Here is a 25,595-nt window from a genome sequence, read left to right as displayed (position 1 = left end):
TATATGAAGATGATAAAAAGAGTTACGTTTATAGTATTAATGAGCCTTATGATTAACATATTTATTTCGGCTGTGACAGGTGATTCTTTTATTGAATCGAGAACTATTTATGCGGCAGAAGTAAATAATAAAGTTGATATTGAAACAGGTAATAACACAAACTTTTATGATAAGAATAAAAGTAAACAATCTTCTGAAAATGAAGTTAACATAGATGAATTAGGGGGAAGTGCGAAAGAAGAAATTAATTCGCTATATGAATATATAAGCAAAATGAAAACAGATGTTGAGCTCATGAACAATTTAAATCCAGTTGAATATGTCGAAACTTATATCAAAGAAGGTAAAGGGAATCTTTCAATTGATACACTTCTAAAAGCAGCATTAAGCATAATATTTAAAGAAGTGAAAAGTGTATTATCTTTAGTAATATCAATAGTTACAATAGCAATAATATGTTCACTACTAAAAAATCTACAAGATGCATTTTCAGGTGAAAGTATATCCCAAGTAGCATTTTATGCATGCTACGCCTTAATAATAATGGTGCTATCAAAGAGTTTTATAATTTCAATTTCAGTTGCTAAAGATGTAATAAATAATATTTCAGATTTTATGAGTGCGCTTCTCCCTATTCTTGTGACTATGATTTCTCTTGCTGGAGGAATAGCAGCGGCTACTACATTAGATCCTATAGTACTTGGTGCAGTTGTATTTATACCTAAAGTTTATTCCAATGTGATAATTCCAATGATATTAATGGGATTTGTATTAGAATTTGCGAATAACATATCAGCAGAGCATAAAATAAATAATTTGTGTAAGTTGTTTAAGCAGATCATTATATGGTTTCAGGGAATCATAGTAACAATTTTTATAGGATTATTAACGATTAGAGGGATTACATCAACTACGATTGATGCAGTAACACTAAAGACGGCAAAATTCGCTGTAGACAACTTTATTCCTATTGTTGGAAAAGCCTTTTCGGATGCGATTACTTCTGTTGCTGGATATTCACTTATAATAAAAAACGCTATAAGTTCAATAGGGTTAGTTGTAATTATCTTAATTCTCTTACATCCCCTTATTAAGTTGGTTCTTATAGAGTTTATATATAAATTATCAGCAGCATTAATAGAACCAATAAGCGATTCGAGAATAACGAAGTCATTGGAGGCAGCGGGAAGTTCCATGATGCTTATAATATCATGTGTATTAACTGTAAGCTTTATGTTTTTTATATTAATAGGCATCATGGCATCCACTGGTAGGTTTATAGTTGGAGGATAAAATACTATGTTTATGGAAGCTTTAAAAAAATTTGTAATTACCCTTGTGACTGTTCTTATATTTATGAGCGCTGTAGAGATGATTGCTCCTAGTAAGATGAAGAAATATATAAAATTTGTATTGGGATTAATATTAATAACGATTATATTAAATCCAATCTTGCAAATTGTAGAAGGTGGAGAAAAAAACTTTACAGATGTCATTAATAATTATGAACAAGCATTTTCAAAAGATAGAGATACAGCTAATTTTGACAGTATAGATACATTAAGCAAAAGTAATACAGATGATGGGAGAAAAAAAGCATTTGTAGCCAACTTTAATAAAAATTGTGATAACATTTTAAAAAATAATTTCAAAGACATGAATTTTAAGAGTGAAGTTGATTGCGATGTGGATTTTAGTAAAGTATCTATAAATGTAAAGAAACTTAGGATAGGTGTAAGTAGTAATAAAATAAATAAAATAAAAAAAATAATAATAAGCAAAGGTGCAGATGAAAATAACGAAGGGAAAAATGCAGAATATAGTGAAATAGCTGATTTTGCAAGCAATGAATTAAACATTCCAAAGGAGAAAATAGAAGTATATGGATTAGAGGAGTAGGAGGTATATATATGGATAAAGATAAATTTAAAAAAGAATTTAGCAAAATACTAGAGCAGAAAAAGATGAAAAGTCTTATAGCAGTTTGTATAATACTTGCATTTATACTTATTGCTATGAATGTATTTTCATCTGGCAACAATAATTTTAGCAGCAATAAACTATCATCTACCGCAGCTAAAACAAATGCAGAAAATGTAGATGATACTAAAATAAATAATGAATCAGATGAAAAAAATTATGAAGAAAAACAAAAAAATGATTTAAAAAACATATTAAAGAAAATGAATGGAGTTGGTGATGTTGAGGTAATGATGTCTTTTGAAAATGGGGGAGAAAAAGTCCCAGCGTATGATAAGAATAATCAAAAGTCAACTACAGAGGAAAATGATACCGAGGGTGGAAAAAGAGTTACAAATCAAGACACAGATGCGTCAAAAACTGTAATGACAACATCTGATGGAAATAATGAACCATTTATTTTGAAAACATATAAGCCTAAAATTACTGGGATAATAATACTTGCAGAAGGTGCTGACAATAGCAAGATAAAATATGGAATAGAACAAGCTGTGTCAAAACTATATAACTTAAGTTTAGATAAGGTTAATGTATATAGCATGAAGAAGTAGCATATAATTTTATAGAAAAAGAATGGGAGGAAGAATATTATGACAAAGAAACAATGTGGGATTATATTTACATTATTAGCATTAATATTATGTGTAGGAATGCTAGCAGCAAAACTTAATAACGGAGGGCTAAATGATCCAACAGATTTAAGCCAGGTTTTATCTACTGATCAATCAAAAACTGAACAAGATACACAGGCTTTAAGTCAACAAAATTATTTTTATGATGCGCGAAGCGAAAGAGATCAGCAGGATTCAACTACAATACAAACTTTAAATTCAATAATTTCAGATGCAAATACATCAAAGGAGCAAAAGGATCAAGCAACAAAAGAGTTAACACAAAAAACAATGACAAAAGATAGTGAAGGAAGAATAGAATTAAGTATCAAAAATAAAGGCTATGAGGATGCTTTATGTATGTTACAATCAGATAAAGCAACAGTAATTGTTAAATCACCTAATGAACTTCAAGAAAGTGAAACTGTGGCTATACAAGAAATAGTTCAAGAGATATCAAAAATTAAAGACGTAATAATACAAGTACAAAAATAGTATAAAAACCATAATATATTTGTAATGTTAAATTATATTTGATATAATGAACACAAGATTATCATGTTTTGTTATCACAAAACCTAGGAGGTTAAAGTAACATGGAAGATTTAGTTAGAGAAGAAAATATCGGAGTAGTTAAAATTTCTGATGAGGTAGTAAGCGTTATTGCAGGAATTGCTGCTCAGGAGATTGATGGAATATTAGATGCTCAAATGGGTGTTGCAAACAACTTAACAAACATATTTAAAGGTAAAAAGAACACCGCTAAAGCAAGTAAAGTTACTCTAGAAGAAGATAAAGCAATTATAGATATGAACGTATCAGTTGAATATGGTAAAAAAATAATGGAAGTTGTGCCTCAGGTGCAAGATAATGTTAAGAAAACCGTGGAAGCTATGACGGGACTATATGTTGAAGCCGTTAATATCTATGTTCAGAATATTTATATATCAAAAAAGGAAGAAAGTGAATCTAACTAGTTTGATTTTCACCCTCTGAAGCTTTCAGAGGGTGTTTCTATGCTGAAATTAACCAAGGTTTAAAAGAAAGCAAAAGTGTGTATAATGATAAATGTACATAATTAACTATGATACATATTTAGGAGGAATATATGAACAGAAAATTATCAAGGGAAAAGGCTATGGAGTTACTATTTGGAATGACTTTGAGCAAAGATACAATGGAAGATGCAGTGGAAGCATTTGTAGAGAATTATGAAGGGGATATAAAAGAGATTGACTTAACATATGTAAAACAAGTGTTAATTGGTGTAAACAATAATAAAGAAGCAATTGACAAAGTTATACAAGAGAATTTACATAACTGGAAAATTGAAAGAATATCTAAAGTTAATTTAAGCATTTTAAGAATTGCAACATACGAATTATTATATGATAAGGAAGTACCAAGAGGTGTTGCAATCAACGAAGCTTTAGAAATTACAAGAAGATATTCAGATGAAAAAAGTGTATCGTTTATAAACGGAGTACTAGATAAGATTAAGCAGGACTAATTTTTATATACTAATACATTTTAAATATACATGATTTATAATTTAATTATGTTTAGAATATTTGCAATAAAGATACTTAAAATTATATAAAATAGGATTACAAAGTGAAAGTAGGTAGAATGATAAAATGGGGCAAATTATTAATGGTAAAGAAGTTGCATTAAAAGTGAAAGAAGAAATAAAAAATTTTGTTAATAATAGAAAAGAAAAAAATCTTCAAGTTCCTAAAATTGCATCAATATTAGTTGGAAATGATGGTGGATCTATTTATTATATGGGCAGTCAAGAGAAAGTAGCTAATTCTCTTGGAGTTGAGTTTCTAAAATTAACTTTACCAGAAACTTGCAATGACGAAGATGTTATAGCAGAAATACATAAATTAAATGAAGATAATAATATTCATGGAATTATTCTACAGTTGCCACTTCCGAATAATTTTGATGAAAAGAAAATTATCAAGCAAATATCTCCTAATAAGGATATTGATTGTCTTACATTTGAGAGTCAAGGAAAACTATATATGGGAGAGCCAAAATTTTTACCTTGTACACCTAATTCAGTAATTACCTTAATTAAAAGTCTAAACATAGATATTGTAGGGAAGAATGTTGTAGTCCTTGGAAGAAGCAACATAGTTGGAAAGCCAGTAGCTCAGCTTTTATTGAATGAAAATGCAACAGTTACAATTTGTCATTCAAAAACTAAGAATCTCAGGGAAGTTTGCAAGAATGCAGATATTTTAGTAGTAGCTATAGGAAGACCAAAATTCATTGATGAAACATACGTAAATGAAAATGCGATTGTAATAGATGTTGGAACATCATCTTTTGAGGGTAAAATAACTGGAGATGTAGATTTTGATAAGGTAATAGATAAATGTAGATATTTAACTCCAGTTCCAGGTGGGGTTGGCTCGTTAACAACTACTTTATTAATAAAAAATGCATGTGAGGCTTTACAGGAAAATGAATATTAAGACTTTAACTGTTTCAGAGGTCACAAATTATATAAAAAGAATGTTAGACAATGACTTTATCTTAAGTAATCTCTCTGTAAAAGGGGAGATTTCTAATTTGAAGTATCATAGTAGTGGGCATATTTACTTTACGCTTAAAGATAGTAGTGGCAGAATAAATTGCGTTATGTTTAAAAGTAATGCAGTATTATTAGATTTTCCATTAGAAGAAGGAATGGAAGTTATTATTAAAGGTAGGGCATCAATATATCCTGCCACTGGAAGCTTCCAACTTTATTGTGATGAGATAAGAAAAGAAGGATTAGGAGATTTATTCATTAAATTTGAGAAACTTAAAGAAAAACTATCTAAAGAAGGATATTTTGATGAAGCATATAAAAAGGAATTACCAAAGTATCCTCAGAGAATAGGAATAGTTACATCGCCAACAGGAGCGGCAATAAGAGATATTATAAATGTTTCAACTAGAAGAAGCAGTCTTGTGGATGTAGTCCTATATCCGGCAAAAGTACAAGGTGCAGGTGCCTACAAGGATATCATTTCTGGAATTAGTTATTTTAATAGAAAGAAATCAGTAGATATAATTATAGTAGGCAGAGGCGGAGGTTCCATAGAGGAATTATGGAATTTTAATGAAGAGGAGTTGGCTAAGGCGATTTTCAACTCTAAAATACCCATAATTTCAGCAGTAGGGCATGAGATAGATTTTACGATTTGTGATTTTGTAGCAGATGTCAGGGCAGCAACACCTTCTCAAGGAGCCGAGATTGCTGTTCCGCTTAGTGATAATATAAAAGATAGATTACTAGATATTTCAAAGAATTTAGATAAGTATATAAGTGATAGATTAGATACTTGTAGAAATAATTTATCAGGAGCTCAAAGAATTTTAAAGGTTCATTCTCCGATGGCTAAAATATCTAATTCATATTTAGAAGTGGATAGATTACAAGATAGGTTGAATTTTGCAATGAGAACGAAAATTAAAGGAGAAAAGAACAAAGTAGAAAATTTAAATAATTTGCTTTTTGCTCATAATCCAATTAAGGTAATTTCAAAAGGATATGCTATAATAAAAGATAATGAAAACAATATTATTACATCGAAAGAACAGCTAAATGAAGATAAAAATATAGAAGTTATTCTTAAAGATGGTAATATAGAAGGAAAATTCATACCATCAAAATGAGGAGTTTGAGATATGGCTAAAAAAGAAAGTTATGAAGAAATGTTAACTAAACTTCAAGATATATTAAGCAATTTAGAAACAGATGACTTGAATCTTGAGGAATCTATGAAATCTTATGAAGAAGGTGTTAAACTTGTAAATAAGATTTATAAGATTTTAGATTCCTATGAAGCTAAAATTTCTATAATTAAAGATGATAAAGAAGTGGAGTTTAGTGAAGATTATGGAGATAAATAATTTAAAAAAAGATATTAATGAATATTTGGAAAATTACTTCAGTCAAAAAGGAAGTTTTAATAGAATTATATATGATTCATGTAGCTATAGTTTGAATATAGGCGGAAAAAGAATACGACCAATATTGCTTTCGCTAACTTATTATATATATAAAGAAGATTATAGGAAAGTTATACCAATGGCGGCTGCTATGGAAATGATTCATACATATTCATTAATTCACGATGACCTTCCTTGTATGGATAATGACGATTTAAGAAGAGGGAAACCAACAAATCATATTAAATTTCAGGAAAATATAGCAGTTCTTGCAGGAGATGCTTTATTAAATGAAGCTATGATAATAATGATGGATTATGCGATAAAAAGTGAAAACAATGCTTTAAGAGCAGCACATGAGATAGCAGTTGCGGCAGGCGCAGAAGGTATGATAGGAGGTCAAGTAGTAGATATTATTTCAGAAGGAAAGAAGATATCAAAAGATGAGTTAGAATATATGCATGCTAAAAAAACAGGTGCACTTATTAGAGCGGCAATAGTTTCAGGAGCAATTTTAGCTGAAGCGCCTGAAGATGATTTGAGATTATTAAGGGAATATGGTGAAAAGCTAGGGCTTGTTTTTCAAATAAAAGATGATATATTAGATGTTATTGGAGATAGTAATGTATTAGGTAAAAATATACATGCAGATCAAGAACATAATAAAACAAATTTTATATCGGTTTTTGGATTAGATAAGTGTAAAGAACTATGCGAAACTTTAACTAAAGAATGCATATCTATTCTTAAAAGTTTGAGTGTTAATTCAGATTGCTTAGTTGAACTTACATATACTCTTTTAAATAGAGAAAATTAATAGAGGGAATGATTGTTATGAACTTACTGGATAAATTAAATTTTCCAGAAGATTTAAAAAAGCTTAATGAAGAAGATTATAAAGTTTTAAGTAGTGAGATTAGAAAATTTTTAATAGATAGTGTATCTAAAACTGGTGGCCATTTAGCATCTAATTTAGGGGTTGTTGAATTAACATTAAGTTTATTTAAAGCCTTTAGTTTTGATAAAGATAAAATAGTATGGGATGTAGGGCATCAGAGTTATATTTACAAAATTTTGACTGGAAGAAAAGAAGGATTTAAAAAGCTTAGGAAATATGATGGAATAAGTGGATTTCCTAAGAGAAATGAAAGTAAATATGATTATTTTGACACAGGCCATAGTAGTACTTCAATATCAGCAGCTCTTGGAATTGCAAGGGCAAGAGATTTAAAGAAAGAAAAATATAATGTTATCTCTGTTATAGGTGATGGTGCGCTAACAGGTGGAATGGCAATCGAGGCTCTAAATGATGTTGGGTTTAGAAAAACAAAATTAATAATTATATTAAATGATAACCAGATGTCAATTTCAACAAATGTCGGAGGATTATCACGATATTTAAATAAACTTAGAATAGCTCCAGTATACAATAAGTTAAAGACTGATATTCATGCATCTTTAGATAACTCAAATCTAGGTAAAAATATAGCGGGAAAAATATCTAAAGTTAAAGATAGCATAAAGCAATTAATAGTTCCATCTATGTTTTTTGAAAACATGGGGGTAAAATATATTGGACCAATTGATGGGCATGATATCGATGCAATGACAGAGGTGTTTATAAAAGCAAAAGAAATAAACGAACCAGTAATAATACATATTTTAACTCAAAAAGGAAAAGGTTATGCGCTAGCAGAAGAAAGTCCAAGTAAGTACCATGCGGTAGGAGCATTTGATTTAGAAAGCGGTGAATCAAATGCATCACCAAAGAATAGCTATTCAAAGGCATTTGGAAAGGCACTAGTAAATCTTGGAGCTCAAGATGAAAAAATAGTTGCAATTACAGCAGCTATGCCAGAAGGTACAGGACTTAAGTGTTTTTCACAGAAATTTAGAGATAGATTCTTTGATGTTGGAATAGCAGAAGAACATGCAGTTACTCTTGCTGCTGGGATGGCGAGTAATGGTTTAAAACCTGTTTTCGCAGTTTATTCAACATTTCTACAAAGGGCGTTTGACCAGGTATTGCATGATGTTTGTATTCAAAATCTTCCAGTAGTATTTGCGATAGATAGAGCGGGAATAGTTGGAGAAGACGGTGAAACTCATCAAGGTATTAATGATTTATCCTATTTATCTATGATCCCTAATATACATATAGTTGTACCAAAATGTCTAGAAGAAGTTGATGTTTTATTAAAATGGGCAATTAACAAAAATGCGCCAGTTGCAATAAGATATCCAAAGGGTGGAAACATAATTGATACTCTTTCACCAATTAAAGAGGTAGTAGAAGGACAATGGGAAATAGTAAATAGAGGTTCTAAGGTTTGTATTATTGCAACTGGCAGGATGGTTCAACATGCAATGATTGCAAAAGAATTCCTATATGAGAAAGGATTAAATCCAACGGTTATTAATGCAACATTTGTTAAGCCAATTGATAAAAAATTACTAGAAAATATAAAAAAAGAAGGATATAATATTTTAACAATAGAGGATAACATTATAAAAGGCGGATTAGGTTCAGCTGTAAAAGATTATTTAAGTGAAATAGATTATAAAGGAACTATTAGATCACTTGGATATGATGATGAATTTATTCCTCAGGGAAATGTAGAAATCTTGTACAAAACATATAAATTAGATTACGAGAATATAAGCAAGATTGTTATGAAGCTTTATGATTAAAAGGAGAAACAAATGGCGGAAAAAAAAGAAAGACTTGATTTACTTTTAGTAGAAAAGGGCATAATTAATTCTAGAGAAAAAGCAAAAGCTTGTATAATGGAAGGTAAAGTTTATGTTGATGGCCAGAAAGTAGATAAGGCTGGTGAGAAAGTAAGTTCTAATGCTAATATTGAATATCGAGGAGAAACACTTAAGTATGTTAGCAGAGGTGGACTTAAATTAGAAAAAGCAATGAAAACTTATAGCATATCATTAGAGAATAAAGTGTGTATGGATATAGGGGCATCCACAGGCGGATTCACTGATTGCATGCTTCAAAACGGTGCTTCCAAAGTGTTTTCTGTAGATGTTGGGTATGGACAGTTTGCATGGAAACTTAGAACTGACGAAAGAGTAGTTTGTATGGAAAGAACAAATATAAGATATGTTACTCTAGAAGATATAGGAGAACCTTTAGACTTTGCATCTATAGATGTATCTTTTATATCACTAAAAAAAATAATGCCTGCGACAATAAATTTGCTAAAAGATGATGGAGAAGTTGTTGCACTTATAAAGCCTCAATTTGAAGCTGGACGCGAGAAAGTAGGAAAAAAAGGCGTTGTAAGAGAGATAAGCACACATAAAGAAGTAGTGCATGATATTGTAGACTTTTTATTACAGCAAAACTTAAATGTTTTAGGTGTGAGTTTTTCTCCTATTAAAGGGCCAGAAGGAAATAGAGAATATTTAGTGTATTTTACAAAGGATAAAAATAAAAAGAGTGATTTTGGAAAAGATGATATAGATGAAGTTGTTGAAAATTCACACATAGAAATTTAACTTCCTTGGAGGGGCTATGAATAATATTGGGATTGCAATTAATCCATCAAAAGATGTAGATAATAGAATATTGAATATGGTTGTAAAAAAGTTTAAGGAAAAGTTTAACTTGAAAAATATTGAAGTTTTTAATTCATTCGATATAGAAGAGCAGAATTTAGCAGATATTGATTTGCTTATCGTATTGGGTGGAGATGGTACACTCCTTGGAATAGCTAGATCTTTAAACGATAGTTTTGATTCACCTATCTTAGGGATTAATATAGGCAATTTAGGATTTTTGTCAAGTGTAGATATATCAGATATTGATATTGCTCTTGAAAAATTGAAAGACGGGAAATATAAATTTGTTGACAGAATGATGTTAAATTGTAAAGTTGAATCAGATGAAAATAAAGAAGAACTTAAGGCTTTAAATGATGTGGTACTGGCTAGAGGAACTCTTTCAAGAATGGTGAAATTTACGATATTTGTAGATGGAAAGATATATTCTACATTCAAAGGTGATGGACTTATTATAGCAACACCTACTGGATCTACAGCATACTCATTTTCAGCAGGAGGACCATTTATATATCCGGATTTAGAACTTATAACAATAACTCCTATATGTCCTCATACTAAAAGTATGCAAACTATCGTATTAAAAGGAGACAGTGTTATAGATATATATGCGGACCATGAAGAAGAAAAAATTTATTTGACTGTAGATGGTCAAAAGGCTATTAAAATTAATCATGAAACTTCGGTAAAGGTAAGTAAAAATAAAAAAAGTGTAAAATTACTTGTATTTGATGATTATGATTATTTTAAAGTCTTGAGAAGTAAGATTTTGAATAATTCTAAAGAATGTGATGGTGAGAAACTTTGAAATCAAAAAGGCATACTAAAATATTAGAAATCATAGGCTCAAGAGAAATAGAGACACAAGAAGAGTTGGCAGATGCATTAAAAAAAGAAGGATTTGATGTCACACAAGCGACTGTATCTAGAGATATAAAGAATTTAAAGTTAATAAAAATGCAATCGACTAATGGTAAATCTAAATATGCTGTGTCTACAGGAGAACAAAAAAATATCATTGATAGATTAAGCAATATTTTAGCTAATACAGTGCTTTCAGTAGAAAATGTAGATAAAATGGTTGTAATAAAAACTATAACAGGGTCGGCACCAATTACAGCTGAAGCTATTGATAATTTGGAAAGTGCGGATATTGCAGGAACAGTAGCAGGAGATAATACTATTTTCATTTTAGTTAGAAGTTTGGAAAGTGCTGAAGATTTGGTTGATAAAATAAGAAAAAGAATGTCATCATAAATATTAAGGGTGGGATGAAATGCTAATTCAATTAAATATCAAAAATTTTGCATTGATAGAAGACATGACGATAAATTTTAGTGAAGGGTTTAATATACTTTCAGGAGAAACTGGAGCAGGAAAGTCCATCATGATAGATGCAATCGACTTTGTTCTTGGTGGAAAGTTCTCGAAAAATTTAATAAGAACTGGTGAAGATAGAACATATGTAGAGGCATTATTTTCATTAGAAAAATCAAAAGTTTCTGAGGTATTGGAAGAATTAGATATTGAGTATGAAGATGTCTTAATAATTTCGAGAGAAAGTCATGCGAGTGGGAAAAACTTGATAAAGGTAAATGGGAAAAGCTTAATTACTTCACAACTTAGAAAAATTAGAGCAAAACTTTTAGATATTCATGGACAACATGCTAATCAAGAACTTCTACAAAGAAATACTCATATATCATATTTAGATGGATTTATAGGAGATGAGATGATACATCCTATAGGTAGATTTAGCGATTTAAGGGCAGATTTAATAAAAATAAGAGAAGAAATTAATAGGATTTGTGGCAATCAAGATAGAGAAAAATTGCTAGACTATCTTAAATTTCAAATTGAAGATATTGAGAAAGCTAAATTAAAAAAGGATGAAGAAGAAACTTTAAAAGAAGAATATAATATTTTAGCAAATGCTGAAAAAATTAATAATAGTTTATCTATCTCATATGGAATACTTAGTGGAAACGAAGAGTTAAATGTGATTGATTCCATATCAAAGATAATGCACGAACTATCTAATGTAGAAAATCATTTTGAAAAGATTAAGAAGAATAAGCAATTAATTGAAGAAGCATTTTATACTTTAGAAGAAGCTAGTCGTGAGATCCGTGACATGGCAGAAGAGATTGTTTTTGATCAAGATGCGTTGGAGAAAGTAAATGCTAGAATTTATGAAATAAATACTTACAAGAAGAAATATGCGCCAACAATTCCAGAGATCTTAGATTATTATGAAAAAATAAAAAAAGAATATAATGAAATATTAAATTCTGAACAAATAATAGAAAGTCTTAAGGAAAAAGAGAAAGAAATTTTATCTAAAATGGAAAAAGAAGCGTTAATTCTTCATGAACTAAGAGTAAGAAAAAGTAAATTCTTAGAAGAAAAAATATTAAGAGAACTTACGTTTGTTGGTCTTGAAAAATCAAGAATGGAAATAAGTATAGTTCGTCAAGAAGAGTTTAATGAAAAGGGATTTGATGATGTTAGTTTTTTAATATCTACAAATCCAGGAGAACCACTTATGCCGCTTGAAAAAGTATTATCAGGTGGAGAACTGTCAAGAATAATGTTAGCTTTAAAATGTGTTTTTGCTGAGAAGGATGAAATACCAACATTAATTTTTGACGAAATAGATACAGGAATAAGTGGAGCAGTTGCACAAAGAGTTGGAGAAAAGATGTATCAATTATCAGATACGCATCAAGTTTTATGCATAACTCATTTGCCGCAGATTGCTGTATTATCTGATCATCATTACTTTGTTATGAAAAAAGTTAAAGATAACAAAACATTTACAAAGATAAAGGTTTTAAAAAAGGAAGAAAAAGAACTTGAGATAAGTAAAATGTTAGCAGGAGACGATGTAACAGAAGCTACATTAAATAATGTTAAGGAAATGATAAAATTAAGTGAACTAAAAAAGCTAGAAATTCAAAAATAAATACATATAGAAAATAAAATTGGTAAAAATAAAACCATGTAATTGCATGGTTTTATTTTTTTATTTTTATAATTTTGGAAATTTATATATAAAGTAAAAGAAATAAAGTTATATACTTTTAAAATTTAGTATAAGCTAAATTTTTTGACTACAATAACAAAGTTCTTATAGGATAAGACTTGAGTGCAGTGGGAAAATTAAATTTAGTAAGTAAAGGAGGAGAGAAATATGAAGAGAAAAATTTTATGTGCTACTAGTTTAATTATGACTCCAATCCTTATTCTAATTTTATTTACCACGATGAGCATAAGGAAATTACCAAGTAAGATTTATACAAGAGATGAAAAGACAGTACAATCAATTGCACCCATAGGAAACACCATAAGTAAGATTGGTAATAACGATAATGAGTATGAGATAAAATTTTTGGGAATGATTCCTCTGAAAGCTGTCGAAGTACAAAAAATTAAAGATTTAGAGATATGTCCAGGCGGAAATCCAGTCGGAGTTAGAGTGAATAGTGAAGGCGTGATTATTGTTGGATATTCTGAAATTGAAATCAATAATAAGAAAGAAGAAAGTCCTGGTAAGGCTGCTGGGCTTGAAATTGGTGATGTAATACTAAGAGTAAATGGTGAAAATATGGAGAATTCCATGGATTTATTAAAAACAATTAAAGAATGTGATAATGAAAGTATAAAGGTTGATATTTTAAGAAATGGTGAGAATCTCACAAAAACAATACATCTAAAAAAAGAAAATAATAAAGATTATAAAATAGGATTATGGATAAGAGACTCAACTGCAGGAGTGGGAACAATGACTTTTTTTGATCCAACTACTAAAAAGTTCGGAGCATTAGGACATCCGATAACAGATGCAGACACAAATGAACCATTTCTAGTAAAGAAAGGAGACTTATTAGAGTCATCTATAATAAGTGTTAGAAAAGGAGAAAAAGGATCACCAGGTGAATTAAAAGGAATTTTTTTAAACGAAGAGACACCAACTGGAAACATTGAAAAAAATACGCAAAGTGGAATTTTCGGTGAAATCAAAAATACTCAAGTATTAAATAATAAAATTAAACCTCTTAAAGTTGGGTTTAGGGATGAGATATCTGTAGGAAAAGCTAAAATAATTACAACAGTAGATGAGAGTGGTCCACAAGAATTCGACATTGAGATTGAAAAGACTTTAAATCAATCTATTCCAGGATCGAAAAGCATGGTAATAAAAATTACTGATCCAAGGCTATTACAAAAAACAGGTGGAATTGTTCAGGGAATGAGTGGAAGTCCTATAATTCAAAACGATAAAATAGTTGGAGCGGTCACTCATGTACTAATAAATAAACCTGATACCGGATATGGTATTTATATAGAGTGGATGCTTCAAGAAGCAGGAATAATAAAATAAAAACAAATGATGGGTAGCGTATTTAAAAATCGCTACCTATATTTGCTTTTGTTTTGAGTTTAATATAAAATTATTTGAATTTATGGAATATAAAATAAACATAGGGAAATATAGTATTAATTTATGGTGTTATATTATATAAAAGTACATAATTTTAAAATAATTATTAATATATAATTTCGATATAGATTGTAGAAAAAGAAATATAATTATATAATAAATATGTATTCGCTTAATAATTGAGAATTTAGGAAATATATAGTTACATTTTTACTTAAAAAAATACTTTAAAAGTATTTTGTCAGAACCTATTTACTTTCTGAGAAAAAAAGTGTATAATTTACAAATAGTGGAAGATGATAAAGTAATATTAATCGGACTTAAGAGATATTTATGTAAAAGGGAATATATTAATAGAAAAATTACTATTGCAAATCTAGACGTACATACCCTATTAATGTCAAGGATCTTACAATAATTTGTAGAAGTAATATATTGTGTTATATTGTACAATGATGGAACTATTTAATAAGATATGGTTATAGGGGTTAAATAATATATTAAAATACAAACATAATAAAAGAATGGACAAAAGGAGAGAAAAAATATGGAAGATTCAAAAATATCTGTACTAATTGCTGATGATAACAAAGAATTTTGCAGTATATTAAATGATTATCTACTTAATCAAAAAGATATAGTTGTCACAGGAATTGCAAAAGATGGTAGAGAGGCTTTGGAGTTAATAGTAGAAAGAAAGCCTGATTTAGTTATTCTTGATATAATTATGCCACATTTAGATGGATTAGGTGTTTTAGAAAAATTAAATACAATGCAATTGGAAAAGGTTCCAAGAATAATAATATTATCAGCAGTAGGCCAAGATAAGATTACTCAACAGGCAATAACTCTTGGTGCAGATTATTATACTGTAAAACCTTTTGACATGGAAGTATTTACAAAGAGAATCAGAGAAATGTTTAATAGCTCTGCAGCAGTTCAAGAAACAAATATGAGAAATTCGTATGCATCATCAATGATATCTACTCCAAGTGAAAATAAAACAAAGGCGCCTATTGATTTAGAAACGGAAATAACTAATATAATACATGAAGTTGGAGTGCCAGCTCATATTAAAGGTTACATGTATTTGAGAGAAGCTATAACAATGGTTGTTAACGATATGGAATTATTATCAGCAGTAACTAAAGAGTTATATCCTTCAATTGCTAAAAAGTACAATACAACAGCTTCAAGAGTTGAAAGAGCAATAAGACATGCAATAGAAGTAGCATGGGGAAGAGGTCAAATTGAGGCTATTAACAGGTTATTTGGATATACAGTGCATAATGATAAAGGTAAGCCAACAAATAGTGAATTTATAGCTATAATAGCTGATAAATTAAGACTTAAAAATAAAGTTAGCTAATTGGCTTGAAGTAATGTGAAAAGCTACGTTGAAGGTAATGGAAAATATCTTTCATCTATATTTTAATAGCAACTAATAGTTTTTCATATCAATTAACACTCTAAATTTATGTAAGACTAATACCTTTTATTAGTTGGGTGTAACAATCTAACTAATAGGAGGTTATTTTTATGCCAAAAATAAAAACAAAAGATTATAGAGGAAAGCAACATAAATTAACCATCCTTTTTAAGTGGAAAATTTAAAGCGGACATGTTATAATTAAAGTGTTAGAATTTAAGATATAGAAAGACAGAGGATTAAAGTGTATGGAAATAAAAATTAATATTCCAGTATTAAAAATATTAGCGATAACTATTTCGGGAATATTGGGTTATATAACTGGAATAATAGTATATAAATAGATATGATATTTTAGACTAAGGAGATATAATTATTCTTTGGTCTTTTTTTTTATGTAAAAAAATAAATTAATTAACAAGAAGGTCATGATATTTCAAAAGTAGATTATAGTATGTGAAAATATAATTCTATGGTATACAAGCGTTAATAAAAAGTGAATAAGTATATTTCTATCAAGAAATATATTACGATAGTAAATTATTAACGACACAAAAGTTTATGTAATGTTATAAATTTACAATACATCATGTATAAAAAAGAGAAAATGATGCTTTTAATGCTGAAAAATGTGGAAATAAAAGTTAAAATAAAGATTACAGAAAGAAGGTATTTGTATAAGAATGTAGAAATATATGATTAGGTAAAAGAGATTCGATCTTGATAAGTATATCGAGTCAATTTAACTAAAATTATATTATGGAGGTATTATAAAAAAGAGAATCAACTTAAGAATAATTTATGCATTAATGAAGGGTGGTTTTTTATGGAATTTAATTGGGATAAGAAATGGTCAGTGGGTATTGATAAAATAGATCATCAACACAAAGAATTGTTTGATAGAATTAATAAGTTAGTAAGTGCGATGAGAGAGGGAAAAGGAAAAGATGAGGTTATAGAGACTTTAAGCTTTCTAGAAGAGTACGTTATTAAGCATTTTAATGATGAAGAAGAGATGCAAAGAAAGAGCAATTATCCTAAATACGATATTCAACATAAGCAACATGAAGAATTCAAAGAGGAGCTTAGAGAATTAAGAAAAGTTTTTGAAAAAGCTGGTGTCTCAGCATTGTTTGTTATAAATGTACAACAAAAGATGTCCAGTTGGTGGAGAAAGCATATTAGAGAATTGGATAGAGATCTAGGAGGATTCTTAATAGAAAGTTCTAAATAGTACTGTTTACTGAAGGTATGATGGAATCGAATTATACTACAAGATAAAAAATCTAATCATTTGAATTTGGTAAATTATTAAGAAAAATCAATGAAAAGGATAGCTTATTTAGAAATATAAGCTATCTTAAAATTGGTTGACGATATTTTTTTGAGGTAAAAAAATAATGAAAATTGTTTATATTGATATTATAACTTAAGATTGTTACAGGATTATGACAAGGCTAGTATATAAATTAATTCTTATTGAATTTTAAGTTTATGAAAAAATTGTTTTATATTAGAAAATATCGATAACACAGTTTTATAAATAAAAATCTTATACAGAATAACATAAATACTGCAGATTTGAAAAAGGGATTTTATATAATTTATAGAATATTTTTAGTTATAGAAAAGGGGTGAGGGTATGGGAGAAGTAAAAGATGAAAAGCTAACAAAGGATCAACAAAAAGAAGCATTAAAAAGCGCAATAACAATAATAGTAGAAAACTACAAGATGTTGCTAATAAGTAATAATAATATATCAGGCCTAGATAAACAAAAATTATACGGTGATCTTGAACATAGTGTGGCAGCAATAGAATTTATAACACAATGTAAGCTTGATAAAGGTGTTTTATGGGAAGGAATATGAAACTAATCTAAATAATTAGAATAGATATAGTGTTATTAAAGTATAATTAGTGCAGCATAAAAAATATTTCACATAACAAAAAAGAATAGTTCACTAGGGTGAAATGAACTATTCTTATATTGGTCATAGTATTTTTAATAGGAGTAAAATAATGTTTTATCTTGTTTCAAGTAATAGTATAAATATATATTGTGGCAATATTATGACAACAATAAAAAAACTAATATTAAAATTTCAACAATAATATTTAAAAAAATTGCACAGAATTGTTGACAAAACTCATGAATATATGATATTTTTGTAAAAGCATACTTTTAATTTAGTTCAGAGAAGCTAAGAAGGGGGAACATATGATGAATAATAAATCATTAAAAAGCGAAAAAAATTTTATAGATGTAAAAGAGAAAGTTTCTTTAAAGAGAGCAATTCCATTAAGTATCCAACATTTGTTTGCAATGTTTGGAGCTTCAGTATTAGTACCACTTATTTTTAAAATTGATCCAACAACAGTGCTATTTTTTAATGGTATTGGTACATTACTTTATGCCTTTATTACTAAAAAAAGTATTCCAGCTTATTTAGGATCAAGTTTTGCCTTTATATCACCAGTATTACTTTTATATAGTCAAGGATATGATTTTCAGACTATACAAGGCGGTTTTGTATTTGTAGGTATATCATTTTCAATAATAGCGATTATTGTTGGATATACAGGCATGGGATGGATAAATAAATTATTTCCACCAGCTGCTATGGGATCAATAATAACAATTATAGGTTTAGAATTAGCCAGTAATGCAGCAGATCAAGCAGGTTTTCCGGTTGGATTAAGTAATTCTCCAACTTTAAACATAACATGGGTAATTGTTTCGATGGTTACTTTAGCTACAGTGATTTTATGTAATATCTTATTAAAAGGATTCTTGAAAGTTATACCTATATTAATAGGGGTAGTAGTTGGATACATAACAGCATTCTTTATGGGATTAGTAGATTTTAGTACTATAAATAATGCAAATTATTTTGTTTTACCTAATATAAAGGTTGCACATTTCAATTTAAATGCAATTTTAACTATACTACCTGCAACATTCGTAGTGATTGCAGAGCATGTTGGTCATTTAAAAGTTACTAGCAGCATTGTTGGAAGAGATTTATCAAAAGATCCTGGACTTCATAGATCTTTACTTGGAGACGGGCTATCAACTATAATTTCGGGAATGTTTGGTTCTGTACCAACAACAACTTATGGTGAAAATATAGGAGTTTTAGCTCTAACTAAAGTGTATAGTGTATATGTAATATGTGGGGCCGGCTTAGTATCAATTTTGCTAGGGTTTTCTGGGAAAATGTCAGCACTTATCAGCACAATTCCAACGCCTGTTATTGGAGGAATAAGCTTCTTATTATTTGGAACTATTGCAACTTCAGGATTAAGAACTTTTATTGAAGAAAAAGTTGATTTTTCTAAATCAAGAAATTTAATATTAACTTCGGTAGTATTTATAGTAGGATTAAGCGGCATAAAATTAACTTTAGGGACTATTGAACTTAAAGGAATGGGACTAGCAACAGTAGTTGCTATGGTGTTAAGTATAAGTTTTATGATATTTGATAAATTAGGTATAATGAACGAAGCGGAATAAGATAAAAGTTTATAAACAAGGAAATTAATTATAAGAATGCTGTTAGTATTAATGAAAATACTAATGGCATTTTTTTATTTTAAAGAAAAGAAGTATAAAATTAAAGAAAGTAGATATATTTAACTATTTATATTTTTATAGTTAATTTATGAATATATAAGAGTATTAAAAGAGAAACTATGTATGAAGATAAATGTATAGGAGGAATACAAATGAAATTAAAAAAATACATAAAAGTATTAAGTTATTTTATTATTTTTAACGTACTTATGAGTTTGGCCTTCGTTGGCGCTGATGCTAATACTGTGAAAATAACTACCGATAAGGAACCATTATATACAGTTGAGTACGATGGCTATGATCTTACAGCGAGAAGAATAAGAGTTGCTGGAAGCAACAATGTTGCATATTGCTTAGAGATAAATGAAAAATATCCATCTGGGCAAAATTTTTCGTCAAATAGTAATCTAAGTGAATCAGTTCGTAATGTTATTGCTGCCGGATATCCAAATAGATCTGTAGCTGAATTAAATTTAGACAATGAAAACGAAGCGTATTTCGCTACTCAGATAGCAATATGGAGTTCAATGGAAGGATATGATGTGAATAAAATAAAAGGAAATAACTCTAAAATAGTAGATGCGATAAAGAGCATATATAATGATGGAGTAAATGGGAAATATTCAAGTAAAATAAGAAGTAAAGTATATAAAACAAGTGATGAATCTATACAAGAAATAATAGTTGTATATACTGATGATTTAGTATCTGAAGAAAAAGGAGAATCAATTCAAACAGAATATGCACCACAAGAAGGATAAATAAAATTACAGATTACATGTTAATGCTGTTACATAATGAATGTTTTATGATTAGTCTAAAGAATTTACCTTGTAACAGCATTAATAGTTAATTAGAAGGAAATCTTGGCTATGATTGACACCAATTCTATAAAATGATAACCTTTTGTTAGATTATTAGAAGTAGTAAGGTGGTGAAGAAGATTGCTGCTAAAGGATTATAGTAAGGAACAAATTAGGAATTTAGTTGAAATTATTAAAGATTGTGTTCGTGAAGATATGTATACTATATCTTTAGAAGAAAATAAGGCAGAAAATATTCAATTTATAGAAGAATACAATATAAATGAAAAGAAGAGAATAAGTATACTATGCGGTATAGACTACAAAGATTTTTGTTATGGCCTCCAAAATGTAAAAAATGGAGTTGAGCAAAATGATCTTTACGTATTTTGTTTACAAAAAGAATTGTATAATGTTGAGGATAAGAGAGAAATAGTAGATATTTATTTGAAATTTAATGTAATATGTAATGAAGTGAATAGTAGTAGAGTATTAGTCTCTCTACATAAAAGAAACAAGCCTATTACATATCTTTTTAGATAAAAAGAATTGTCTTCATTTCTAAAAGGAGGGATAAACTCATGAAGAAATCAGCATTTTGTGAATATTGTTTTAGCGAAAGAGAATATCAAGTATATAAAGTAAGAAGAACATCTATACTAAAAGAAGAAGAGGTAAGCTACAAGGCTAAAGAAGCTGTTTGTAACGTTTGTGGTAATGAGATTTTTGTGTCAGACATATGTGAGTATAATTTGATGAACTTATATAAAGAATATAGAAGGAATTATAATATTATTAGTACGGATGAAATAGAAAAAGTTAAAATAAAGTATTCAATTAATTCAGAAGCACTTTCACTAATATTAGGATGGAATAGTAAGACTATAGAACGATATTTAGATGGGGATATGATTGGAGTCTCCAATAGTGATTTACTAAGAAAAGTATATGAAAATACCAGTTATTATTCTATCATATTGCAAAATAATAAGGAAAGAATAAATCCAGTAGATTACAATAAAAGTAGACAAGCTATTAGATATATTTTAGATCAAGATGAGATAGAAGAAAAAATCGACGCAGTAATAAAATATTTGTTGATAAGATGTGAAGATTTCACAGCTTTATCAATCCAAAAACTTCTATATTATGCACAAGCATTTCATTATGTCTTTACTGGTAATTTTATGTTTGAAGAAGATTGCGAAGCTTGGAAGGATGGTCCGTTTTATCCAAGTTTATATGAAAGATATGAACAATTTGGATATGAAAAAATTAATAAAGATATAATGGCTAATGATAAGTTAAGGTTGGAGAATTTTGAACGGAATATTGTAGAAAGTATAATAAAATTTTATGGTTGTTATAGTGGAAAAATATTAAAGGAGATGACTAAAAGCGAAGCTCCTTGGATATTAACAAGAACTAATTCTATTAATGGAAAGAGTATCAAATATGGTAAATTTAATACTGTGATTGAAAAAAGTTTGATCCAAGAGTATTTTGATAGTATTAAGGAAAAATATAATATTAGTAGTTTATTAGATATACAAAATTATAGTAGAGATTTATTCGATAGGATATATATTTAATATGAAGTTAGGAAAGAGGTAAATTATGAAAACTACATTATTACTTATTAGACATGGCGAAACAGAATGGAATGCTTTAGGAAAATTTCAAGGGTGTACAGATATAGAGTTATCAGAGGAAGGAATAAAGCAAGCGCAAATATTAAAAAATAGGCTTAATGGAGAATTTGATTGGATATATGCTAGTCCGTTAAGTAGAGCTTTTAAAACAGCAAATATATTAGCATCAATTACGGATAAAGAAGTTATAATAGAACCTGAGATAAGAGAAATTAATTTTGGTGAATGGGAAGGATTAACTGTTAAGCAAATTAGTGAAAAATATCCTGATGTTTTTAAAGCTTGGAGAACTGATAAAAAAGAAAGTTATATTTGCGGTGGAGATTCTAGTATATGTAATGCGGTAGGTAGAGCTAAGAAGTGTATTCTAGAAATAGTATCTAAACATAAAGGTGAGAAGATAGTAATTGTTGCTCATGGAGGAATAATAAAAGCTGGACTTATAGGAATATTTGATTGGGATATGACAATGTATCATAAAGTAGCACTTGGCAATACTTGTATTAATAAAATAACTTTCAATGATGATTTAATGCCAATGTTAGTTAGTTTAAATGATACAAGTCATTTAGATTAAATTACGGAAGTTATATGAATTAATTAAAAAATGCAATTCTATAAAAGGCCTCAAAATATACTAAATGTTAAACATAAAATAATTATTCTAAATAAATAGATAAGATTTATTTTACCAATGAAGTTTATAAAATTATCGTAAATGTATTTTACGATGATTCATAAGGAGTAAAAAAGAATGATATACATGATGATAAGTATTATATTGATTTTATATTCTGGAATAAATTATTACATTAGCATATGGTTTTGGAAAAATTTATGTAGTATGATTCCTTTTTTTAATAGTGAAATGTACTTTAGCTTCTTTTTTATTATATTTATAATAAGCTTAGTTGGAGTTATATGGAATCGCCATATACCTAAGTTTCTCCAGGATGGAATTTACTTGATAACATCGTATTGGCTTGTTTTTATAGTATACTTTGCAATATTTATTGGCATAATTGAGTACTTTTTTATTTTAGGCAATATTTTACAGTTTATACCTATTAATATTAAACTTAATGCAAATATTTTATTTTATATTGCTTTGATAATTCTTTTTACTGTAATGATTATAATTCTATACGGAACGATAAATGCTAAAAATGCAACAATTACACCATATAATATAGATTTACCTAGAAAGGCAGGAAAGATAAGTAAATTGCAAATAGCGCTTTTATCAGATATTCATCTTGGTAATTTAATGGATAAAAGAATAGATAAACTAATAGATAAAATTAATTCTATACAACCAGATATTATTTTAATTGCAGGAGATATAATTGATTCTAATAGAGATATGATAAATTGTGATTTTTCTAAGATGCAAAGTAATTTTAAAAAAATAAAAAGTAAATATGGGATTTATGCATGTTTGGGGAATCATGACTATGATCATAAAGGTGATTCATCAAATAGAATAAATAATTTCAAAAAAGTAGGAGTTAATATATTACGAGATAGTTATGTAAAAATTGATGATAGTTTTTATGTTATAGGGCGTGAAGATATCTCTTATGAAAGAATAAGCGGGATAAGAAGAAAAAAACTATCAGAAACTGTAAATGAAATTAGTGGAGAATTACCTATAATAGTGCTTGATCATCAGCCCAATAATTTAAATGAACCTGTGAGTGAAGGAATTGATTTACAATTATCTGGTCACACACATAAAGGACAGTTTTTTCCTTTTAATTTAATAACGAAAAGAGTATTTAAAATTGATTATGGATATCTAAAAATGGATAAATTTCAAATAATAGTTTCATGTGGCACAAGAACGTGGGGACCGCCTATAAGGATTGGAAGTAAATGTGAGATAGTAAATATAAATGTAACATTTAAGTAAAGGATTATTTTTAGTGTCTACAAGCAATTAAATAGATAAACTATAATGAATCAAAAATGAACAATATGTAAACATAAAAAATTGAATGGAATATATGTCCTAAAAATATACAGTGTAATAAAATTGAACATTTTATTTACAAATTGTATTTTTTTGATACAGTAAATTTGTGTTAGAAAAACTACATTGTTAATAATTAGATTATAAAATTTCAATAAATGGAGAAATAAGTCTACTAATATATTTTGAAAAATTCACGTAGATTGATGAATTAGAACCTTGTATTTACAGGCAAATATATCCTTATTTGTATTAGTATGAAATAAAAATTATGCGATAAATTATACCAGAATATTACATAAACCTATATAATAAATTGATAAAATAATAACATTTGGCATAAATATTGCTTTACATAATTAATGTGGTTAAAAGCAAATAAATATGACAGATGAATTTTAGGAGGTATAAATTTATGGCACGTTTTACTTTACCTAGGGACTTATATCATGGAGAAGGGGCGCTTGAAGTACTTAAAACTTTAAAAGGCAAAAAAGCTTTTGTAGTTGTTGGTGGAGGATCAATGAAAAGATTTGGTTTTCTTAAACAAGTTGAAGATTATTTAACAGAAGCAGGAATGGAAGTAGAGCTATTTGAAGGAGTAGAACCAGATCCATCAGTAGAAACAGTAATGAAGGGTGCCGAAGCAATGAGAAACTTCGAGCCTGATTGGATAGTTGCTATGGGTGGAGGATCACCAATAGATGCTGCAAAAGCTATGTGGATATTCTATGAATATCCAGAATTTACTTTTGAACAAGCAGTTGTTCCATTTGGTTTACCAGAGCTTAGACAAAAAGCTAAATTTGTAGCTATTCCATCAACAAGTGGTACAGCTACAGAAGTTACAGCATTCTCAGTTATAACAAATTACACAGAAAAGATTAAATATCCTTTAGCTGACTTTAACATAACTCCAGATATAGCAATAGTTGATCCAGTATTAGCTCAAACCATGCCAAAAACATTAACAGCTCATACTGGAATGGATGCACTAACTCATGCTATAGAAGCATATACTGCATCGCTTAGATCAAACTTTTCTGATCCTTTAGCAATTAAAGCATTGCAAATGGTACAAGAAAATTTACTCAAGTCTTTTGAAGGAGACAAGGAAGCTAGAAACTTAATGCATGAAGCTCAATGTTTAGCAGGAATGGCATTTTCTAATGCATTACTTGGAATAGTTCATTCAATGGCTCATAAGGTTGGTGCTGTATTCCATATTCCTCATGGATGTGCGAATGCTATATTCTTACCATATGTAATACAATATAATAGAACTAAATGCGAAGATAGATATGCTGATATTGCTAGAGCATTAAAATTAGAAGGAAATACAGATTCAGAATTAACTGATTCATTAATTGGAATGATTAATAAAATGAATAGTGATTTAAATATTCCTCATTCAATGAAAGAATATGGGGTTACAGAGGATGATTTTAAGGCAAATCTTTCATTTATTGCTCATAATGCAGTGTTAGATGCATGTACAGGATCAAATCCTAGAGAAATAGATGATGCTACAATGGAAAAATTATTTGAATGCACATATTATGGGACAAAGGTTGAACTATAGTACTTAGATGTATAAATTT

The 25,595-nt window shown here is 28.6% G+C and carries 26 protein-coding genes; all 26 read left to right on the top strand.

Translation table 11 applies throughout. The annotated features are described in order from the left end of the window. Positions 1–3: 3 nt before the first annotated feature. The 26 genes from spoIIIAE to L3B96_RS11290 all read left to right on the top strand — a co-directional run bounded on the left by spoIIIAE (position 4) and on the right by L3B96_RS11290 (position 25,576). On the top strand, positions 4–1,293 hold the full coding sequence (gene spoIIIAE, locus L3B96_RS11415; protein ID WP_023974714.1) for a stage III sporulation protein AE: 1,290 nt from the start codon (positions 4–6) through the stop codon (positions 1,291–1,293). Between the two features lie 6 nt (positions 1,294–1,299). Continuing rightward, complete coding sequence (gene spoIIIAF, locus L3B96_RS11410; RefSeq protein ID WP_238860991.1) at positions 1,300–1,899, top strand: stage III sporulation protein AF; 600 nt, start codon at positions 1,300–1,302, stop codon at positions 1,897–1,899. Between the two features lie 11 nt (positions 1,900–1,910). Then, the gene (spoIIIAG, locus tag L3B96_RS11405) at positions 1,911–2,531 is read left to right on the top strand and encodes a stage III sporulation protein AG (RefSeq protein WP_017208896.1); all 621 of its coding nucleotides are present in this window, start codon (positions 1,911–1,913) and stop codon (positions 2,529–2,531) included. Between the two features lie 39 nt (positions 2,532–2,570). After that, entirely contained in the window at positions 2,571–3,086 is a 516-nt protein-coding gene (locus tag L3B96_RS11400) for a SpoIIIAH-like family protein (RefSeq protein ID WP_011969023.1), read from the top strand. A 101-nt stretch (positions 3,087–3,187) separates the two neighbouring features. Beyond that, positions 3,188–3,568: an Asp23/Gls24 family envelope stress response protein gene (locus L3B96_RS11395; protein WP_011969024.1), complete on the top strand. Its 381-nt coding sequence runs from the start codon at positions 3,188–3,190 to the stop codon at positions 3,566–3,568. Positions 3,569–3,699: 131 nt separating this feature from the next. Continuing rightward, positions 3,700–4,101: a transcription antitermination factor NusB gene (nusB, locus tag L3B96_RS11390; protein ID WP_011969025.1), complete on the top strand. Its 402-nt coding sequence runs from the start codon at positions 3,700–3,702 to the stop codon at positions 4,099–4,101. A gap of 127 nt (positions 4,102–4,228) precedes the next feature. Beyond that, the gene (locus tag L3B96_RS11385; RefSeq protein WP_023974711.1) at positions 4,229–5,077 is read left to right on the top strand and encodes a bifunctional methylenetetrahydrofolate dehydrogenase/methenyltetrahydrofolate cyclohydrolase; all 849 of its coding nucleotides are present in this window, start codon (positions 4,229–4,231) and stop codon (positions 5,075–5,077) included. Continuing rightward, complete coding sequence (gene xseA / locus L3B96_RS11380; RefSeq protein WP_017208899.1) at positions 5,067–6,266, top strand: exodeoxyribonuclease VII large subunit; 1,200 nt, start codon at positions 5,067–5,069, stop codon at positions 6,264–6,266. Before L3B96_RS11385 ends, xseA begins: the two co-directional genes overlap by 11 nt. A 12-nt stretch (positions 6,267–6,278) precedes the next feature. Then, positions 6,279–6,503, top strand: coding sequence for an exodeoxyribonuclease VII small subunit (locus tag L3B96_RS11375; protein WP_017208900.1), 225 nt, complete (start codon positions 6,279–6,281; stop codon positions 6,501–6,503). Continuing rightward, the gene (locus L3B96_RS11370) at positions 6,490–7,359 is read left to right on the top strand and encodes a polyprenyl synthetase family protein (protein WP_017208901.1); all 870 of its coding nucleotides are present in this window, start codon (positions 6,490–6,492) and stop codon (positions 7,357–7,359) included. The genes L3B96_RS11375 and L3B96_RS11370 overlap by 14 nt, the downstream gene beginning before the upstream one ends. A gap of 17 nt (positions 7,360–7,376) precedes the next feature. Continuing rightward, a complete protein-coding gene (gene dxs / locus L3B96_RS11365) occupies positions 7,377–9,233 on the top strand; it encodes a 1-deoxy-D-xylulose-5-phosphate synthase (RefSeq protein ID WP_238860989.1) in 1,857 nt (618 codons plus the stop codon). Positions 9,234–9,245: 12 nt separating this feature from the next. Further along, positions 9,246–10,055, top strand: a complete 810-nt coding sequence (locus L3B96_RS11360; protein WP_023974707.1) for a TlyA family RNA methyltransferase — start codon at positions 9,246–9,248, stop codon at positions 10,053–10,055. Between the two features lie 16 nt (positions 10,056–10,071). After that, positions 10,072–10,926, top strand: coding sequence for an NAD(+)/NADH kinase (locus L3B96_RS11355; RefSeq protein ID WP_238860987.1), 855 nt, complete (start codon positions 10,072–10,074; stop codon positions 10,924–10,926). Continuing rightward, entirely contained in the window at positions 10,923–11,375 is a 453-nt protein-coding gene (locus tag L3B96_RS11350) for an arginine repressor (protein WP_011969033.1), read from the top strand. The genes L3B96_RS11355 and L3B96_RS11350 overlap by 4 nt, the downstream gene beginning before the upstream one ends. Before the next feature lie 19 nt (positions 11,376–11,394). Continuing rightward, complete coding sequence (gene recN, locus L3B96_RS11345; RefSeq protein WP_041895753.1) at positions 11,395–13,083, top strand: DNA repair protein RecN; 1,689 nt, start codon at positions 11,395–11,397, stop codon at positions 13,081–13,083. A 228-nt stretch (positions 13,084–13,311) separates the two neighbouring features. Continuing rightward, positions 13,312–14,502, top strand: coding sequence for a SpoIVB peptidase (spoIVB, locus tag L3B96_RS11340; protein WP_017208905.1), 1,191 nt, complete (start codon positions 13,312–13,314; stop codon positions 14,500–14,502). Positions 14,503–15,109: 607 nt separating this feature from the next. After that, positions 15,110–15,931 (top strand): sporulation transcription factor Spo0A, encoded by an 822-nt coding sequence (spo0A, locus tag L3B96_RS11335; RefSeq protein ID WP_011969036.1) that lies wholly within the window; start codon positions 15,110–15,112, stop codon positions 15,929–15,931. A gap of 886 nt (positions 15,932–16,817) precedes the next feature. After that, positions 16,818–17,225, top strand: coding sequence for a bacteriohemerythrin (locus L3B96_RS11330; protein WP_011969037.1), 408 nt, complete (start codon positions 16,818–16,820; stop codon positions 17,223–17,225). Between the two features lie 408 nt (positions 17,226–17,633). After that, the gene (locus L3B96_RS11325; RefSeq protein ID WP_238860985.1) at positions 17,634–17,861 is read left to right on the top strand and encodes a hypothetical protein; all 228 of its coding nucleotides are present in this window, start codon (positions 17,634–17,636) and stop codon (positions 17,859–17,861) included. Positions 17,862–18,214: 353 nt separating this feature from the next. Continuing rightward, entirely contained in the window at positions 18,215–19,507 is a 1,293-nt protein-coding gene (uraA, locus tag L3B96_RS11320) for a uracil permease (protein ID WP_173709560.1), read from the top strand. A gap of 212 nt (positions 19,508–19,719) precedes the next feature. Continuing rightward, complete coding sequence (locus tag L3B96_RS11315) at positions 19,720–20,328, top strand: thioester domain-containing protein (RefSeq protein ID WP_026015633.1); 609 nt, start codon at positions 19,720–19,722, stop codon at positions 20,326–20,328. A gap of 183 nt (positions 20,329–20,511) precedes the next feature. Next, the gene (locus L3B96_RS11310) at positions 20,512–20,913 is read left to right on the top strand and encodes a hypothetical protein (RefSeq protein WP_039770537.1); all 402 of its coding nucleotides are present in this window, start codon (positions 20,512–20,514) and stop codon (positions 20,911–20,913) included. A gap of 38 nt (positions 20,914–20,951) precedes the next feature. After that, entirely contained in the window at positions 20,952–21,962 is a 1,011-nt protein-coding gene (locus tag L3B96_RS11305) for a type II toxin-antitoxin system antitoxin SocA domain-containing protein (RefSeq protein ID WP_238860983.1), read from the top strand. Between the two features lie 25 nt (positions 21,963–21,987). Continuing rightward, positions 21,988–22,599, top strand: coding sequence for a histidine phosphatase family protein (locus L3B96_RS11300; protein ID WP_238860981.1), 612 nt, complete (start codon positions 21,988–21,990; stop codon positions 22,597–22,599). A 531-nt stretch (positions 22,600–23,130) separates the two neighbouring features. Next, positions 23,131–23,934: a metallophosphoesterase gene (locus L3B96_RS11295; RefSeq protein ID WP_238860979.1), complete on the top strand. Its 804-nt coding sequence runs from the start codon at positions 23,131–23,133 to the stop codon at positions 23,932–23,934. Positions 23,935–24,409: 475 nt separating this feature from the next. Further along, positions 24,410–25,576: an iron-containing alcohol dehydrogenase gene (locus L3B96_RS11290; RefSeq protein ID WP_077868095.1), complete on the top strand. Its 1,167-nt coding sequence runs from the start codon at positions 24,410–24,412 to the stop codon at positions 25,574–25,576. Positions 25,577–25,595 lie beyond the last annotated feature (19 nt).

Source organism: Clostridium sp. YIM B02569, from assembly GCF_022320765.1.
GTDB classification, from domain to species: domain Bacteria; phylum Bacillota; class Clostridia; order Clostridiales; family Clostridiaceae; genus Clostridium; species Clostridium beijerinckii.
The sequence above is the reverse complement of the archived record's forward strand: the minus strand, read 5'-3'. Positions and strand labels throughout refer to the sequence as shown.